General features: G+C 68.1%; 14 protein-coding genes. 12 read left to right on the forward strand and 2 right to left on the reverse strand.

The features are described 5' to 3' along the window. The first annotated feature begins 91 nt into the window (after window positions 1-91). Both AB4120_RS09665 and AB4120_RS09670 read left to right on the forward strand, forming a co-directional pair. On the forward strand, window positions 92-589 hold the full coding sequence (locus AB4120_RS09665) for a DUF1579 domain-containing protein (RefSeq protein WP_149138090.1): 498 nt from the start codon (window positions 92-94) through the stop codon (window positions 587-589). A gap of 116 nt (window positions 590-705) precedes the next feature. Further along, window positions 706-1,782 (forward strand): hypothetical protein, encoded by a 1,077-nt coding sequence (locus tag AB4120_RS09670; protein ID WP_149138089.1) that lies wholly within the window; start codon window positions 706-708, stop codon window positions 1,780-1,782. Between the two features lie 9 nt (window positions 1,783-1,791). Here AB4120_RS09670 and AB4120_RS09675 read toward each other — a convergent pair whose 3' ends face one another. After that, window positions 1,792-2,115 (reverse strand): hypothetical protein, encoded by a 324-nt coding sequence (locus AB4120_RS09675; RefSeq protein WP_144196484.1) that lies wholly within the window; start codon window positions 2,113-2,115, stop codon window positions 1,792-1,794. Between the two features lie 258 nt (window positions 2,116-2,373). Here AB4120_RS09675 and imuA point away from each other — a divergent pair, with 258 nt between their 5' ends. The 4 genes from imuA to AB4120_RS09695 all read left to right on the forward strand — a co-directional run bounded on the left by imuA (window position 2,374) and on the right by AB4120_RS09695 (window position 8,894). Beyond that, entirely contained in the window at window positions 2,374-3,276 is a 903-nt protein-coding gene (imuA, locus tag AB4120_RS09680) for a translesion DNA synthesis-associated protein ImuA (RefSeq protein ID WP_441642181.1), read from the forward strand. Continuing rightward, entirely contained in the window at window positions 3,203-4,795 is a 1,593-nt protein-coding gene (locus AB4120_RS09685; protein WP_441642182.1) for a Y-family DNA polymerase, read from the forward strand. The genes imuA and AB4120_RS09685 overlap by 74 nt, the downstream gene beginning before the upstream one ends. A 37-nt stretch (window positions 4,796-4,832) precedes the next feature. After that, window positions 4,833-8,333, forward strand: coding sequence for an error-prone DNA polymerase (locus AB4120_RS09690; RefSeq protein WP_441642183.1), 3,501 nt, complete (start codon window positions 4,833-4,835; stop codon window positions 8,331-8,333). A gap of 135 nt (window positions 8,334-8,468) precedes the next feature. Then, a complete protein-coding gene (locus AB4120_RS09695; RefSeq protein WP_144196488.1) occupies window positions 8,469-8,894 on the forward strand; it encodes a phasin family protein in 426 nt (141 codons plus the stop codon). 42 nt (window positions 8,895-8,936) lie between these two features. Here AB4120_RS09695 and AB4120_RS09700 read toward each other — a convergent pair whose 3' ends face one another. Continuing rightward, window positions 8,937-9,779: a class II glutamine amidotransferase gene (locus tag AB4120_RS09700; RefSeq protein WP_149138088.1), complete on the reverse strand. Its 843-nt coding sequence runs from the start codon at window positions 9,777-9,779 to the stop codon at window positions 8,937-8,939. A 287-nt stretch (window positions 9,780-10,066) separates the two neighbouring features. Here AB4120_RS09700 and AB4120_RS09705 point away from each other — a divergent pair, with 287 nt between their 5' ends. From AB4120_RS09705 to AB4120_RS09730, 6 genes are all read left to right on the forward strand, one after another. Next, the gene (locus tag AB4120_RS09705) at window positions 10,067-11,005 is read left to right on the forward strand and encodes an intradiol ring-cleavage dioxygenase (protein WP_149138087.1); all 939 of its coding nucleotides are present in this window, start codon (window positions 10,067-10,069) and stop codon (window positions 11,003-11,005) included. Between the two features lie 32 nt (window positions 11,006-11,037). Next, window positions 11,038-11,787, forward strand: a complete 750-nt coding sequence (locus AB4120_RS09710; protein WP_149138086.1) for an SDR family NAD(P)-dependent oxidoreductase — start codon at window positions 11,038-11,040, stop codon at window positions 11,785-11,787. 32 nt (window positions 11,788-11,819) lie between these two features. Further along, on the forward strand, window positions 11,820-12,704 hold the full coding sequence (locus tag AB4120_RS09715) for a 3-keto-5-aminohexanoate cleavage protein (RefSeq protein WP_149138085.1): 885 nt from the start codon (window positions 11,820-11,822) through the stop codon (window positions 12,702-12,704). 36 nt (window positions 12,705-12,740) lie between these two features. Beyond that, entirely contained in the window at window positions 12,741-13,718 is a 978-nt protein-coding gene (locus AB4120_RS09720) for a quinone oxidoreductase family protein (RefSeq protein ID WP_149138084.1), read from the forward strand. Further along, window positions 13,715-14,065: a cupin domain-containing protein gene (locus AB4120_RS09725; protein ID WP_149138083.1), complete on the forward strand. Its 351-nt coding sequence runs from the start codon at window positions 13,715-13,717 to the stop codon at window positions 14,063-14,065. The genes AB4120_RS09720 and AB4120_RS09725 overlap by 4 nt, the downstream gene beginning before the upstream one ends. Window positions 14,066-14,174: 109 nt before the next feature. Continuing rightward, window positions 14,175-15,239 (forward strand): porin, encoded by a 1,065-nt coding sequence (locus tag AB4120_RS09730; protein WP_392388553.1) that lies wholly within the window; start codon window positions 14,175-14,177, stop codon window positions 15,237-15,239. The last annotated feature ends 37 nt before the right edge of the window (window positions 15,240-15,276 follow it).

The raw sequence follows: 15,276 nt of genomic DNA on the forward strand, positions 1-15,276 counted from the left end.
CGAGACCATCTCCTAAGCTTTTGTGTACGCTGTACACAAGTGGTGCAGCGACATCATCGACAGATCCATGGATCAACAGGAGACCGTTGCAATGCAGACTGAAACGACCAACGAACACCGCTGGCTGCAGAAGCTGGTGGGCAAATGGATGGCCGAAGGCGAGGCAGTGATGGGGCCGGACACCCCGCCGCAGACGTGGAAGATTCCCGAGCAGGTAGGCGCCGTGGGCGACCTCTGGGTGCAGGGCCGCTCCGAAGGCGAGATGCCCGGCTGCGGGCACGCCGTCACCGTGATGACGCTGGGCTATGACCCCACGCGCAAGCACTTCGTGGGCACCTTCATCGGGTCGATGATGACCCACATGTGGATCTACGAGGGCGACCTCGAGGCCGATGGCCGTACGCTGACCCTGCGCGCCGATGGCCCGACCTTCACGCCGGAAGGCAAGCTGGTACCGGGCAAGACCTCGAAATTCCGCGACGTGATCGCCTTCCAGGACGACGACAACCGCACGCTGACCTCATTTATGCAGGGCGATGACGGCGAATGGATGCAGATCATGCAGGCGCGCTACCGCCGCGAGAAATAAGCACTGCCGCAATCCATGTACTCCTGAAGGGTGGCGTGGAACTATGGCCATGTCACGTGCCATGGCGCCTCCGTGACGACCCTCCCTTGGCCAATGCCAACTTCAGGAGTCCATCAATGGCTAATTCTCAGACCGACGTCTCCGACAAGGCAGGCGTGCCGGCAAGCATGGAGGCATGCAGGGCGGCGATCCATGCGGACCAGTACGTGACCCGGCAGCAATTCCTGGCGCTCAAGCAGCGTGTCGATGCCCTGACGCTGGAAGACAAGGACAAAGGCGCCAAGTACTTCCGTGCCAATAGCACCGGACCCGATAGCCAGGCCACTGGCCAGGAAGCCGTGGCGATCGGGCCGTCCGCCGTGGCCGGGGGCGCGGGCAGTGTCGTGATCGGCGAGGGTGCCTCGTATTCGGGTGCAGGCCGGGGCGTGGTGATCGGCTCCCTGGCCTATGTCGACACAGATCCGCCCGGCGACGGGTTGGTGGTGCTGGGCAGCGACGCCAACGCCTATGGCGAGAATGCGGTGGCGATTGGCGGCGGCGCCACTGCCACGTTTGCCAACAACATCGCCATCGGCGGCGGTGCCAATGCATCCTTGTCCGGCGCGTCCATTGCGGTGGGGGGCAAGTCTTACGCATCCGGCGAGGAATGCGTGGCCCTGGGGTACGGTGCGCGTGCCGAAGGGTCCTGGGGACTGGCGCTCGGTGGCGACGTGCAGGTGTCCGGCGACGGCTCGGTCGGCGTCGGGCAAAGTCTCCGCGTCACGAATCGCTTTGCAACGGCCGTCGGGGCGTCCGCCAAGGTGGAGCTCGACGGCGGCGTGGCGCTCGGCGCGTTCTCCATTTGCGATCGCGATCAGTTTGTGTCCGTCGGCAACAACGCGGCAGGCCGCTACATCGGCCACGTTCTGGCTGGCAGGCATGACGACGAGGTCGTGACGGTGGGGCAGCTGAAGGATGCGGGCCTGCTGGTGAACGGGGATGGCGGCCTGGACAACACGCTGGTGGCATTCAGCGACACAGGCAGGGGCAAGGTCGCGCTGCCGTCCACGCAGGTGACCGGGCTGCGTCAGGGTGAGATCAGTGCGCGCAGCACGGATGCCGTCACGGGTGCCCAGCTGTTCCGGGTGATCCGGCGGCTGGACGATCTCGAGGCCCGCCTCACGGCGCTGGAGCGGGCGGCGCGCCGGGCGTAGCGCTGGCCTTCAGACGCGGTCCAGCTCGTCGCTGTTCCACCAGGCGTCGAGCAGGGGCTGGAAGCGGTTGTCGGGCGCGGGCGGCACGCGCGTACTCTTGCGCGCGGGCGGCAGTTCGCGTCCCGTCAGCTGGTAATAGACTGCCGCGGGCAGGGTGCCCGGACCGTAGGGCACATGGTCGATCACGCTCATCTGCCGCGCGGCCTTCAACGCCCGGGTGGTCTCCTCGGCGGACAGGCCGCTGGCGTCAGCCAGCGCGTCGCGGCGCAGCGGACCCTCGCGCTGCAAACCGGCGATCAGCAGATGCACACATTGACGCGTATTCCGTTTCATAGGGGCGCATTTTTCCGCACCTGCACCGCGCTGCACAATCCGGATTGACATTTGTTTGCAATCCGTTGCGCGGTTTCATGGCAGTTGCCCTACTTTGGTGGGTGATGTGGGGCCCTTGGCGCCACTTTTCGGCGGAGGAGGCGGCGCGCGTTTCACTTCGGCCATGCCCCTCTTGCGCCGGCGCCGATACTGTATAAACATACAGTATCGTCAATCTTCCGATGGCGCACGCCCACCGCGTGTGCCGGATTCATCACCATGACTGCGCCCCCGCACATCCTGCCTGCCGAGGAGGATGGTGCGTCTCCACCACCTTCGCCGCCCGAGCCCGTGCCCGTGCCCGATCACCGGGCCTCGGTGGCCGAGCTCGAGCATCGCTACCCCGGCCTCTGGCGCGCCGGGCAACTGGGTCATGCCGGCCGGCTGCCCGTGTGCCCGAGCGGCTATGACGCGCTGGCGCAGGAGCTGCCCGGCGGGGGCTGGCCGGCGGGCGCGGTCACCGAGCTGCTGCTCGCCCACGATGGCGTGGGCGAACTGCGCCTGCTGATGCCGGCGCTGCGCACGCTGGCCGCGGCGGGGCGGCGCGTGGCGTTCGTCAATCCGCCTTATCTGCCGAATGCCGCCGGGCTGGCGGCGGGGCTGGCCGGCCTGCCCGCGCGCCAGCTGTACTGGGTGCGGCCGCCGGCCGCCACGCCGCCGGCCTCGCGCCGCACGGACATGCTCTGGGCGGCCGAGCAGATGCTGCGCAGCCAGGCGTTCGGCGCGGTGCTGGTGTGGCTCGGCACCGCGCGGCCCGAGGCGCTGCGCCGGCTCCAGGTGCTGGCCCAGGCCGGGGATACCGTGGTCTGGGTGCTGCGGCCGCTGCGCGTGCTCCAGGAATCGTCGCCGGCGGTGCTGCGGCTGGCGCTGTCGCCGTTGCCCGGCAACATGCTGTCGATTGCCTTCCACAAGCGCCGCGGCCCCGTGCGGGACGCGCCGCTGCAACTGTCGCTGGGCGGCATGGCGCACGTGCCTGCGCGTGTCATCCCCCCCGCCGCTCCTGTCATTCCCGTCACTCCCCCCGCGCCTTCCGTGGTGCCCCCTCATCATGCTGCCGACGTTCTGGATCGCGGTGCATCTGCCGCGCCTGCCGCTGGACGCGCTGCAACCGAGCTGGCCTGAGGCCGCCGGTGCGCCGCCCTCCGCCCCCGCCTCCGGCACGCTGCAACAGGCGCTACAGGCGCTGCCCGTGGCGGTGATGGCGCACGAGCGCGTGGTGCTGGCCAACGGGCCGGCCGTGGCCCTCGGTGTGGCGTACGGCATGCGGCGCGGCGGCGTGCAGGCGCTGTCGGCGGAGGTCGTGCAGCTGGAGCGCAATCTCCCGGCCGAAGCCGCGTTGATGACCGACGTGGCGCTGACGCTGCTCCACTTCACGCCGGCCGTGACGATCGATCCCGATGCCGAATCGGCCACCGTGATGCTCGACGTGACCGCCAGCCTGCGCCTGTTCGGCGGGCACCGGGCGCTGTGCCGCGCCATCCGCGCGCGGGTGCGGCAGCTCGGCACGTTCGCGCAACTGGGCTGCGGCACCACGGCGCAGGGCGCGGCCTGGCTCGCCCGGCAGCCGCTGCGCCGTACGCGGCGCGGCATCGTGCGGCCGGCGCGTCGCGCCATCCAGCCTGCCCGCATGACGCGTCTGCTCGATACCCTGCCCGTGGAGTGCCTGCAGACGCTGGCCGATCCGGGCTGGCTCGAGGGCGTGGGCTGTCGCACGCTGGGGCAGGTGCGGCGGCTGCCGCGCGCGGGACTATCGCGCCGCATCGGCACGGCACTGCTGGCGCGGCTCGACCAGGCTTACGATCAGGCGCCGGCCGGCTTTGCATGGTTCGAGGCGCCGCCCGCCTTCGCGCAGCGGATGGAACTGCCGGGGCGCATCGAGGCGGCCGAAGGGGTGCTGGCCGGTGCGCAGCGGCTGCTGCTGGCGCTGTCCGGCTGGCTGGCGGCGCAGCAGGCTGGCGTCACGCGCTGCGTGCTGGTGCTTGAACACGAACGCTACCGGCTGGGCGAGGACATGGACAGCACGCTGGTGCCGCTGGGGCTGGCGCAGCCCAGCCGTGATCCGGTGCATCTGTCGAAGCTGCTGCGCGAGAAGCTCGACAAGGTGCGCTTCCACGCGCCCGTGGGCGGCCTGGCGCTGCGTGTGGAGGCGATGGAAACCTGCCTGCCGCAGAGCGATTCGCTGTTCCCGGAGCCCGGCGCGGCGCCGGCCGAACTGGGCCGGCTGCTCGATACGCTGATGGCCCGCCTGGGCCGCGACAACGTATTGCAGCCGCGCCCGCTGGCCGACCATCGCCCCGAATGCGCCAACCAGTGGGGCCCGGTGGACGAGCCGCCGCCCCGCCCGCCCGCCACCGGCACGCTGCCGCCCGAGCGGCCGCTGTGGCTGCTGGAGGCGCCCCGGCCGCTGCGTGTGCAGCGGCACCGGCCGGTCTACGAAGGCCCGCTGGTCATGCTCACCCGCCCTGAGCGCATCGAAGCCGGCTGGTGGGACGGCGGGCTGGCCACGCGTGACTATTTCATCGCCGAACGGGCGGACGGGCTGCGTTGCTGGGTCTACCGCGAGCGCCCCGGCCATCCCACCCGCAGCGGGCAGGAAGAGGGCGGCGAATACCGCTGGTTCCTGCACGGGCTGTTTGCCTGAGTTCGCCTGAATTCGCCTGAATTTTCGAAGTCTCCCTATGCTGTCGTCGCTTCCCGGCCTCTCCTCGCTGCTGCCCTCGCTGCCCGATTATGCGGAGCTGCACTGCGTGTCGAACTTCACGTTCCTCACTGGCGCCTCGCATCCGCAGGAACTGATCGCGCGCGCGTTCCAGCTCGGCTACAGCGGGCTGGCGCTGACCGACGAGTGCTCGGTGGCCGGCACGGCGCGCGCGCATCACGCCATCAAGGTGCTGCGCGAGGAGATGTGGGAGGCCGTGGCGCGCAGCGCGCGCCGGCTGGCGGCGGGGCAGGCGGACGGGGAGTTCGACGAGGCCGAAGGGGTCCATGTCTTCACGCCCGACGGGATGGGCGCGATGGACGACATGGACGCCATGGACGACATGGATGGGATGGAGGGGGAAGGCGACCCCGACGCCTTGCCGCCGATCGGTGACCACCCGGACGACGACCCCGATGCCGCCGCGCACCGCCACCGCGTGCTGGAGGCGCGTGCCGCCGCCGCCGATGGGTTCAACGTGATCCTCGGCAGCCGCTTCACGCTGACCGCCTCCCCCGGGCAGCCCGCCGAGCCCGGCGGCATGCCGCCGCCGCGCCTGTTGCTGCTGGCGCAGAACCGCGAGGGCTTCGGCAATCTCTGCGAGTTCATCACGCTGGGCCGCACGCGGGCGGAGAAGGGCAGCTACCTGCTGTATCCCTCCGACCTCGCCAGCCCCGAGCCGGCGCAGGCGCACCTGCGCGGCATGCCCGATTGCCTCGCCATCCTGCTGCCCGACTACTGCGCGGACCCCGACGTGCTGCGCGCGCAGGTGCTGTGGTGCCGGGAGACCTTCGGCGCGCGCGTGTGGATCGCACTGGAACTGTTGCAGGGCCATGCCGAGGCGCTGCACCGTACCCGGCTCCAGGCCGTGTCGGCGGAAACTGGCGTGCCGCTGGTGGCGGCGGGCGCCGTGACCATGCACGTGCGCTCGCGCAAGCCGCTGGCCGATGTGTTGACCGCGATCCGGCTCGGCCAGCCGCTGCCCGCCTGCGGCATGGCGCTGGCGCCCAATGCCGAGGCGCACCTGCGCATGCGGCAGGTGGTGTCGCGGCTCTATCCGCGCGAGGCGCTGGCGCAGACGCTGAAGATCGCCGACCAGTGCCGGTTCTCGCTGGACACGCTGCGCTACGAATACCCCGAGGAACTGGTGCCCGAGGGCGAGACGCCGATCAGTTACCTGCGCGAGGAGGTGGAGCGGGGCAGGCGCGAGCGCTTTCCGCACGGCATGGAGCCCGAGTGGGAGGCGCAGCTTGAGGGCGAGCTCGAACTGATCGAGGAAAAACACTACGAGCCGTTCTTCCTGACCGTGCACGACATCGTGCGCTTCGCGCGCCAGCGCGGCATCCTGTGCCAGGGCCGGGGATCGGCCGCCAACTCGCTGGTCTGCTACTGCCTGCATATCACCGAGGTGAGCCCGGAGCAGGCCAACCTGCTGTTCGGCCGCTTCCTCTCGCGCGAGCGCGACGAGCCGCCCGACATCGACGTCGATTTCGAGCACCAGCGGCGCGAGGAAGTGATCCAGTACATCTACGAGAAGTACGGCCGGCATCGCGCCGCGCTGGCCGCGTCGCTGATCACCTACCGCTCGCGCAGCGCGCTGCGCGACGTGGGGCGCGCGCTCGGCATCGACCCGAGCGTGGTGGAGCAGGTGGTCAAGGGCCAGGCGTGGTGGGATGGCGGCACGGCGTTCCTGGAGCGCATCACGCGCTACGGCCTGGACCCCGACTCCCCGGCCGTGCGGCAATGGGCGAGCCTGACCGAGCAGCTGCGCGGCTTTCCGCGCCATCTGTCGCAGCACGTGGGCGGTTTCGTGATCGCGCGGCACAAGCTGTCGCGGCTGGTGCCGATCGAGAACGCGGCCATGGCGGACCGCAGCGTGATCCAGTGGGACAAGGACGACCTTGAATCGCTGGGGCTGCTCAAGGTGGATGTGCTCGCCCTCGGCATGCTCACCGCCATCCGGCGCGCGCTGGCGATGATCCCGAACCCCGAGCCCGAGCGGGCCGGGCTGCCGTGCCGCATGGAAGACCTGCCCGAGACCGACGACGAGACCTACGAGATGATCTGCCAGGCGGATACCGTGGGCGTGTTCCAGATCGAGTCGCGCGCGCAGCAGTCGATGCTGCCGCGCCTGCAGCCGCGCCAGTACTACGACCTCGTGGTGGAGGTGGCCATCGTGCGGCCGGGGCCTATCCAGGGCGGCATGGTGCACCCCTACCTGCAGCGGCGCGAGGCGTTGCGCCGCACCGGCAAGCTGCCGACCTACTTCAACGACGTGATCCGCCGCGTGCTGGGCCGCACGCTGGGCGTGCCGATCTTCCAGGAACAGGTGATGCAGCTGGCCATCGACGCAGCCGGCTTCACGCCGGGGCAGGCAGACCAGCTGCGCCGCTCGATGGCGGCGTGGCGGCGGCGCGGCGACCTCAAGAAGCACCAGGACGCGCTGGTGCGCGCGCTGACCTCGCGCGGCTATCCGGAATCCTTCGCGCTGGCCATCTGCAAGCAGATCGAGGGGTTTGGCGAGTACGGCTTCCCGGAGAGCCACGCGGCGAGCTTCGCGAAGCTGGTCTACGTGAGCGCGTGGCTCAAGTGCCATCACCCGGACGCCTTCCTGTGCGGCCTGCTGAACAGCCAGCCGATGGGCTTTTATTCGCCGTCGCAGCTGGTGCAGGACGCGCGCCGGCATGGCGTGGTGACGCAGCCCGTGGACGTGACCATCAGCGGCTGGGAGAGTGCGCTGGAGGCCCGGCGCCCCGGCCAGCGCTACCGCGACGTGCGGCTGGGCCTGGGCCGCGTGCGCGGCATGCGCGAGGACGCCGCGCTGCGCATCGAGGCGGCACGGGCCGAGCGGCCGTTCGACAGCGTGGAAGACCTGGCGCGGCGCGCGGGGCTGGACAAGCACGACATCGACGTCCTGGCCGCCGCCGACGCGCTGGTGTCGCTGGCCGGCCACCGGCGCCAGGCGCGCTGGCTGGCGCGCGGCGCGGCGGTGCAGTCCGTGCACCGCGACCTGCTGCACGAAGCGCCCCCGCCCGAAGCCGAACTGCTGCTGCCCGAGCCCAAGATCGGTGAAGACGTGGCCGCCGACTACGCCAGCCTGGGGCTCTCCCTGAAATGCCACCCGCTGACCCTGCTGCGCCGCCGCCTGACGGCGCTGAAGTTCCTCACCGCGCAGCAGCTATCGCGGCTGGGCAACGGCCGCCGCGTGCGCGCGTGCGGCATCGTTACGGTGCGCCAGCGCCCCTCGACGGCCAATGGCACCATCTTCACCTCCATCGAGGACGAAACCGGGCCGATCAACGTGATCATCTGGCCTGACCTGGTGGAGCGGCAGCGCAAGGAGGTGCTGGGGGCCAGGCTGCTCGGGGTGATCGGCACCTGGCAAAGACAGGGCGATGTCAGGCACCTGGTGGCGCAGGAACTGGTCGACCTGAGCCCGCTGCTGGGCAGGCTGATGGCGGAGAGCCGGGATTTTCATTGAGGGATGGAGGGCGAGCATCGTATCCGTCGCCCGTAGCACCTACACTTAGGCAACCGCGTGGCGATTGGCCGGCACGATCCGGCATGCCGCGCGGGCGGTTTTCGGCCTTCCCTACCCCCAACGAGGAGATGCGTCATGGCAACATCGCCCAATCCGTTTACCGATTTCACCAAGTTGCTCGAACAGTACAAGCTGCCCGGCGTCGACATGACGGCGGTGATCGAAGCGCGGCGCAAGGATATCGAGGCCATCACGGAGGCCAACAAGATTGCCTACGAAGGCATGCAGGCGCTCGTGCAGAAGCAGGCCGAGATCCTGAGCCAGAGCATGCAGGAGATTCAGGCTGCGGCCCAGAAGCTGGCCGCAGGCGGCGATCCCGCTGCGGCCATGGCCCGGCAGGGCGAATTCGTGCAGCAAGGCTTGCAGGCGGCGTTCAACAACATGCGCGAACTGGCGGAAATGGCGCAGAAATCGCAAGCCGAAGCGCTGGCCGTGATGACCCAGCGCGCGGAGCAGAACATCGAAGAGGCCAAGCGCCTGATGAAAATGCCCGGCAAGTAGGCGATGGGTGACGACGATCCCGGTCCGGCCGGCGGCGCCCCATCAGGCCCGCGCCGGCAGCCGGGGGGTAAACCGCTGGTGCTGGATCTCGCCACCCTTGCCCACCAGGATCGTGGCCTCGGGGATTTCCTCCCAGACGCCCTGCACGTCGATCAGGGGCTCGGATAGCACGAGAAAGGCGTCGTCGCCGGCGGCGATGATGCGCGGGTCCTCCGGATAGAGCGCCCGCAACTGCCGGAACGAGGTGCTGTGGAACAGCGAGCGCGACGCGCCTTCGCTGGAATAACGCACGGCCACGATCTGCTGGCCGTCCGTGACGCAGACGGTCATGTTCAGCGGATGTTCCACATCGTGGCGTTGCGCCACTTCCTCGATCAGGCCGGCCATCTGCTCCAGCGCGCCGCGCGGGTCGCGCTCCAGCCCGAACGTCAGCGCCAGGAAGAACATCACCTCGGAGTCGGTCGAGCCCTCGATCCAGCGGAACAGATGCGGCGCTACCGCCATCATCAGGTCGCGCCGCACCAGCGGAAAGTCGCGGATCAGCCCGTTGTGGACGAACAGCCAGCGGCCGAAGCGGAACGGGTGACAGTTGGTTTCCTGGGTGGGCGTGCCGGTGGCCGCGCGGATATGGGCGACGAACAGCGGCGCCCGCACCGCGCGGGCGGCCTCGCGCAGGTTGGTGTCGCTCCATGCCGGGTGCAGGCCGCGATAACGGAACGGCAGCTCCGAGTGCCGCCCGTACCAGCCCACACCGAAGCCGTCGCCGTTCGTCGTGGTGTGACCCAGCCGGGAGTTCAGGCTCTGGTCGATCAGGGAGTGCTCGGGCTGGAACAGCACAGCCTCGAGCGGGACGGAACGGCCGGAATAGGCCAGCCAGCGGCACATGGGGGCATCTCCTGGGTGGGGGCTCTCCCCTTCAGGATAGCAACTACACGCGTGTTGTGACGGATGCGACCGATGGTTGCCGTGCTGCCATGCAACAATCTGGGCGGCATCAGTGCCGGCATCGGCGTCCACAGGCTAGGGTTACCACGCATGGCTTGCGTATCCTATTGATTCACCTGGGTTTTTTCGGCTAAGTGATGTCGGGCTAACGCCAGCATCGCCATCTGTGGCTTGCCATCCGTCCGGAACCGCGCATAATGCAAACGTTTGCAAAAGACGGAGACAGTATGGAAACGCCACAGTCCAATCCAGCCCAGAAGCCTGTCAGCGCGCTGCGCCTGATCGATAACGAATGGTCCGTCACTGAGGTGGTCGCGCAAGCCATGGCACAGACGGAAAACCCCCGCCTGCGAACGGTGATGGCGGCGCTGGTAAAGCACCTGCATGACTTCCTGCGCGAGGTCCGCCCGACCGACGAGGAGTTCGAATTCGGGCTCGAGTTCATCGCTGCGCTTGGGCACGCCACACACGCCACGAACAACGAAGTCGTGCTCGCCGCCGATGTGCTGGGCTTGTCCACGCTGGTCACTACCATGAACAACGGGACGAAGGAAGGGCGCACGCCCGGCGCCTTGCTGGGGCCGTTCTATCGCGCCCATGCGCCGCACTACGCGTGCGGCGACTGCGTGGTACAGGATGACGCTCCGGGATTGCCGTTATTCGTCAGCGGCACGGTTCGCGCCACCGATGGCTCGCCGATAGCCGGTGCAGTCGTGGAGGTCTGGCAAGCGTCGCCGGTTGGCCTCTACGACAACCAGGACCCGAAGCAGCCCGACCGCAACCTGCGCGGGCAGTTCCACACCGACGCCGGCGGCGGCTATCACTTCCGCACGGTGCGACCCGCAGGCTATCCGGTGCCGACGGACGGCCCCGTAGGCAAGCTGCTGGCCGCGCAGAACCGGCATCCCTACCGTCCCGCGCATATTCATTTCATCGTGGCCGCACCGGGCTATCGCACGCTGGTGACGCAGGTGTTTGCCGACGATTCCGACATCCTCGAAACCGATGTCACGTTCGGCGTGCATCGGCAGCTCGTGGGCGCGTTCCGGCTGGTTGAAGCCGGCCGCAGCCCCTGGGGCGACCTGCCGGCCCCGTTCTACACGATGGCGTTCGATTTCGCGCTCGAACCGGGCGAGCAAACGTTCCCGAAGCCACCCATCGACTGACGATCCACGCCTCCCCAACTCACCACCAGACCATGACGACTTCATCTCTTTCCGGCAAGGTTGCCGTGATTATCGGCGGCACCGGCGGCATCGGCTTCGCGACGGGCAGGGCGTTGGCCGATATCGGCGCCAGTGTCGTGCTGACCGGTCGCGACACGGACCGCACGGCACACGCCGTGATGGAATTGCCCGCGGGCAACCATATGGCGGCATGCGCGGAAGTCGGCGACAGCGTCACGCTGCGTCGACTTGCCGACGACGTGCATCACCACTACGGCCGCGTAGACATCCTCGTCAATACGTCAGGCTTCACGCGGGCGATTCCGCATGGAGATCTGGACGCCCTCGACGATGCCTTGATCGACGAGATGTTCGCCATCAACTGGCGCGGCCAGTTCGCGGCGATTCGGGCGTTCGCGCCGCTGTTGCGCGCTAATGGCGACGGCCTGATCGTGAACGTGGGATCGATCGCGGGGCGCACCGGGCAAGGCAGCAACGTGGCGTACTGCGCCGTGAAGGCCGGCCTGGATGTCATGGCCATGTCGCTCGGGCGGGCGCTCGCGCCGGCCATCCGCGTGCTCAATGTCTCCCCGGGCGTCGTCGATACCGGCTTCGTGCCGGGCCGCGACAGCAGCTTCAACGACCGCGCGGCGAGCACCACGCCGCTGCGCCGTATCGGCCAGGCGCAGGACGTGGCGGACGCCATCGTCGCCTGTGCCACCGCGCTGCGTTTCGCAACGGGCACCACCATCGTCGTCGACGGCGGCCGCCAGCTCGGCTGATCTCCATTTCCCATCCCACACGCAACTGACTCATGCACGCACGCAAGACGATCATCACCTGCGCCGTGACCGGCAACATCGTCACGCCCGAACAGCATCCGGGGCTTCCCGTCACGCCCGCGCAGATTGCCGATGCCGCGCTCGAAGCGGCTGAAGCCGGCGCCGCGGCCGCCCACATCCATGTGCGAGACCCGGAAACGGGCCGGCCGTCGATGTCGCTCGACTACTATGCCGATGTCATCGACAGGATTCGGGCGAAGCATCGCAGCCTGATCATCAACCTGACCACGGGGCCCGGCGGCCGCTTCGTGCCCGATGAAAACGAGCCACGCGTGGCCGCCCCTGGCACGACGTTGCTGCATCCGCTCAAGCGGGTGGAACACATTACGGCGCTGCGTCCCGACGTCTGTTCGCTCGATCTGAACACGATGAACTCGGGCGGCGATGTTGTCATGAATACGCCGGCCAACGTGCGCAAGATGGCTGGCGTCATCCGCAGCGCCGGCGTGATGCCGGAGCTGGAGATCTTCGATTCCGGCGACCTGAACATGGCGCTCGATTTCATCCGCGAGGGCGTGCTGGACGGCCCCGGCTTGTGGACCTTCGTGCTGGGCGTGAAGTACGGTTTCGCACCGACCCCGGAAACCATCTTCTATGCCCGCAATATGCTGCCGCAGGGCGCACACTGGTCTGCATTCGGCATTGGCCGCGCCGAGTTCCCGATCGTCGCGCAGGCCTGGCTCGCGGGCGGCCATGTTCGGGTGGGACTCGAGGACAACCTCTATCTGGAGAAGGGCGTACTCGCCCCGAACAATGCCGCGCTGGTGGCCAAGGCGCGTGACATCGTCAAGTCGCTCGGCGGGGAGATTGCCTCTGCCTCGGAGGCCCGCAGCGCGCTTGGCCTGCGCGACGCCTGACATTTCCATTCACCGCACACCGCATTCGATATCACCATGAATACCATCCAGGTTCATCAGAAAGCTCCCAGCATCGACACGCTCGAACTCTCGCTGACCGGCATGCCGCGCCCCGAGGCCGGCCCGGACCAGTGCATCATCGAAGTCGCCAGCGCCGGGGTGAATCCCAGTGACGTGAAGGCAACGCTCGGCATGATGCCGCATGCCGTATGGCCGCGTACGCCGGGGCGCGACTACGCGGGCGTCGTGATCGACGGCCCCTCGCAGTGGATTGGCCGGCAGGTCTGGGGCAGCGGCGGCGAGCTTGGCATTCGTCGCGACGGCACGCATGGCAAGTACCTGCGCATCGGCGTGAATGCCGTGCGCGAGAAGCCAGCGACACTCTCCTTGCTGGAAGCCGGCGCCGTCGGCGTGCCGTTCATCACGGCGTACGAGGGCTTGCGCCGCGCCGGCATGCCGGGCACCGGCAGCACGGTACTCGTCTGCGGCGGCAATGGCAAGGTCGGTCAGGCGACGATCCAGATTGCGACGGCACTGGGTGCACGCGTGTTCGCCGTCGAGCGCGGCGCCGAGCCCTACCGCGGCCACGCCAGCGGAACGGTGCGCATGATCGATGCCAGCCGGGAAGCTGTCTCCGCCGTGGTGCGTGAGGAAACCAACGGGCATGGCGCGGACATTGTCTATAACACGGTGGGCAGCCCGTATTTCGAGCAGGCGAATCTGGCCATGGCGATTGGCGCCACGCAGATCTTCATCTCCACGATTGAAAAACCGGTGCCGTTCGACATCTTCGCGTTCTACCGTGGCCAGCACACCTATGTGGGTGTCGACACGCTGGCCCTGGACAGCGAAGCCTGCGCGAAGATCCTCGATGCGCTGGCGCCGATGTTCGCCTCCGGCGCGCTGAAGCCGTTCCCGGTGCTGCCGAACTACACATACGCGCTGTCCAACGCACGGGACGCCTATCGCGCCGTGCTCGAAGGCGCCACCGAGCGCGTGGTGCTGACGCCATGAATACGACCCGGTTTGCCCAGGCGCCGGCCTACTATCCGGCCAATCACGAAGGCATGCATTGCCTGCGTCTGCAAGGACATGAGGCGGGGCCTTCCGACGCGCTGTGGATGGGCGTGTCGATCATTCTGCCCGGCGGCCATACGTCGCTCGACGCCTCGCCGATGGAGAAGCACTACGTCGTGCTGGAGGGCGAGGTCTGCATCCGCACGCCGGAGGAGTCCGTGACGCTCGGGCCGTTCGATTCCGTTCGGCTGGCGCCCGGGGAGGCACGGCAGGTGAGCAATCCATCCAACCGGCCCGCGATGCTGCTGCTGGCAATGCCTTATCCGGCCACCGCCAACCGCTGATTTTTTGTTGCGCTATTGCAAACGTTTGCAGCCATCTAATTCATAACAACAGGAGGAGACCCAGATGCAGAGAGTTTTCAGGCGACGTCATGTGATTCCATTGGCGCTGATGTCCACCGTCATCGCCCGGGAAGCGATGGCGGAAGACAGCGTGACGATCTACGGCCGGCTTAACACGGCCATCGAGTACTCACGCGCCAGCACGGCCACGGACGGGACCAAGCTGGGCAGCACCGTGCGGCAGACCAACAATCGGTCGGTATTTGGCCTCCGGGGCGTGGAGCACCTGGGCGGCTCGCTCCAGGCCGTCTGGCAGATCGAGAGCAATGTCTCGCTGGACACCGGGCAGGGCCAGATCGCGGGGCGTAATTCGCGCGTTGGCCTGCAAGGTGACTATGGGCTGCTGTTCATGGGTCACTGGCAGACGCCCTATACCGAGTCGACAGCGGGCTACGATCCCTACTATCCGACCACGGCCGGCTACATGGCGCTGATCGGCAATGGCTCGACCTCGAGCTCCGACAACGTGCAGGACACGAGTTCGTTCGACCGGCGCCAGAAGAACATCATCCAGTACCGCTCGCCGCAGTTAGGCGGCGCCAGCCTCTGGCTCGGCTGGGGATTGCCGGAGGAGAAGACGACGGTGCCGCGCAATCCGGCGCTGTACTCCGCCGCGTTGGTCTACGAGCGCGGCCCGCTGGGCGCCACCGTTGCCTACGAGGTCCACTCCCACTACCAGGCGGCCGGACGCAATGACGATGCGCTGAAGGTCGCCCTGGCCTACCAGCTGTTCCCGGGTACGCGCCTGGCCGCGCTCTATGAACACCTGCACTACCGCACGGATACGGGCGATCTGCAGCGCAACGGGTACTACGCATCGTTGGTGCAGAAGCTGGGAACCGGCAGCGTGCGGGTGGGGGTGGCCTATGCCGCCAACGGCACGGGATCGTCCACGGACACCATCGGCTTCTTCCGTAGCGGCTCGGAGACCAATGCCATGCAGTTCACGGTGGGCTACGACTACCCGCTATCGAAGCGCACCGCGCTCTACGCCTACTACAGCCGCATCCATAACAAGAAAAACGCGATCTACGACTTCGCCATCAACGAGCTCGGTGTCAGCGCCGGTGCCGATCCGCAGACCTTTGCGCTCGGCATGCGGCACTTTTTCTGACGTCCGCGCCCGCCATTTGCACCGTGAGGAGACAACC

This window comes from Cupriavidus sp. 2KB_3 (assembly GCF_052115685.1).
GTDB lineage: Bacteria > Pseudomonadota > Gammaproteobacteria > Burkholderiales > Burkholderiaceae > Cupriavidus > Cupriavidus campinensis.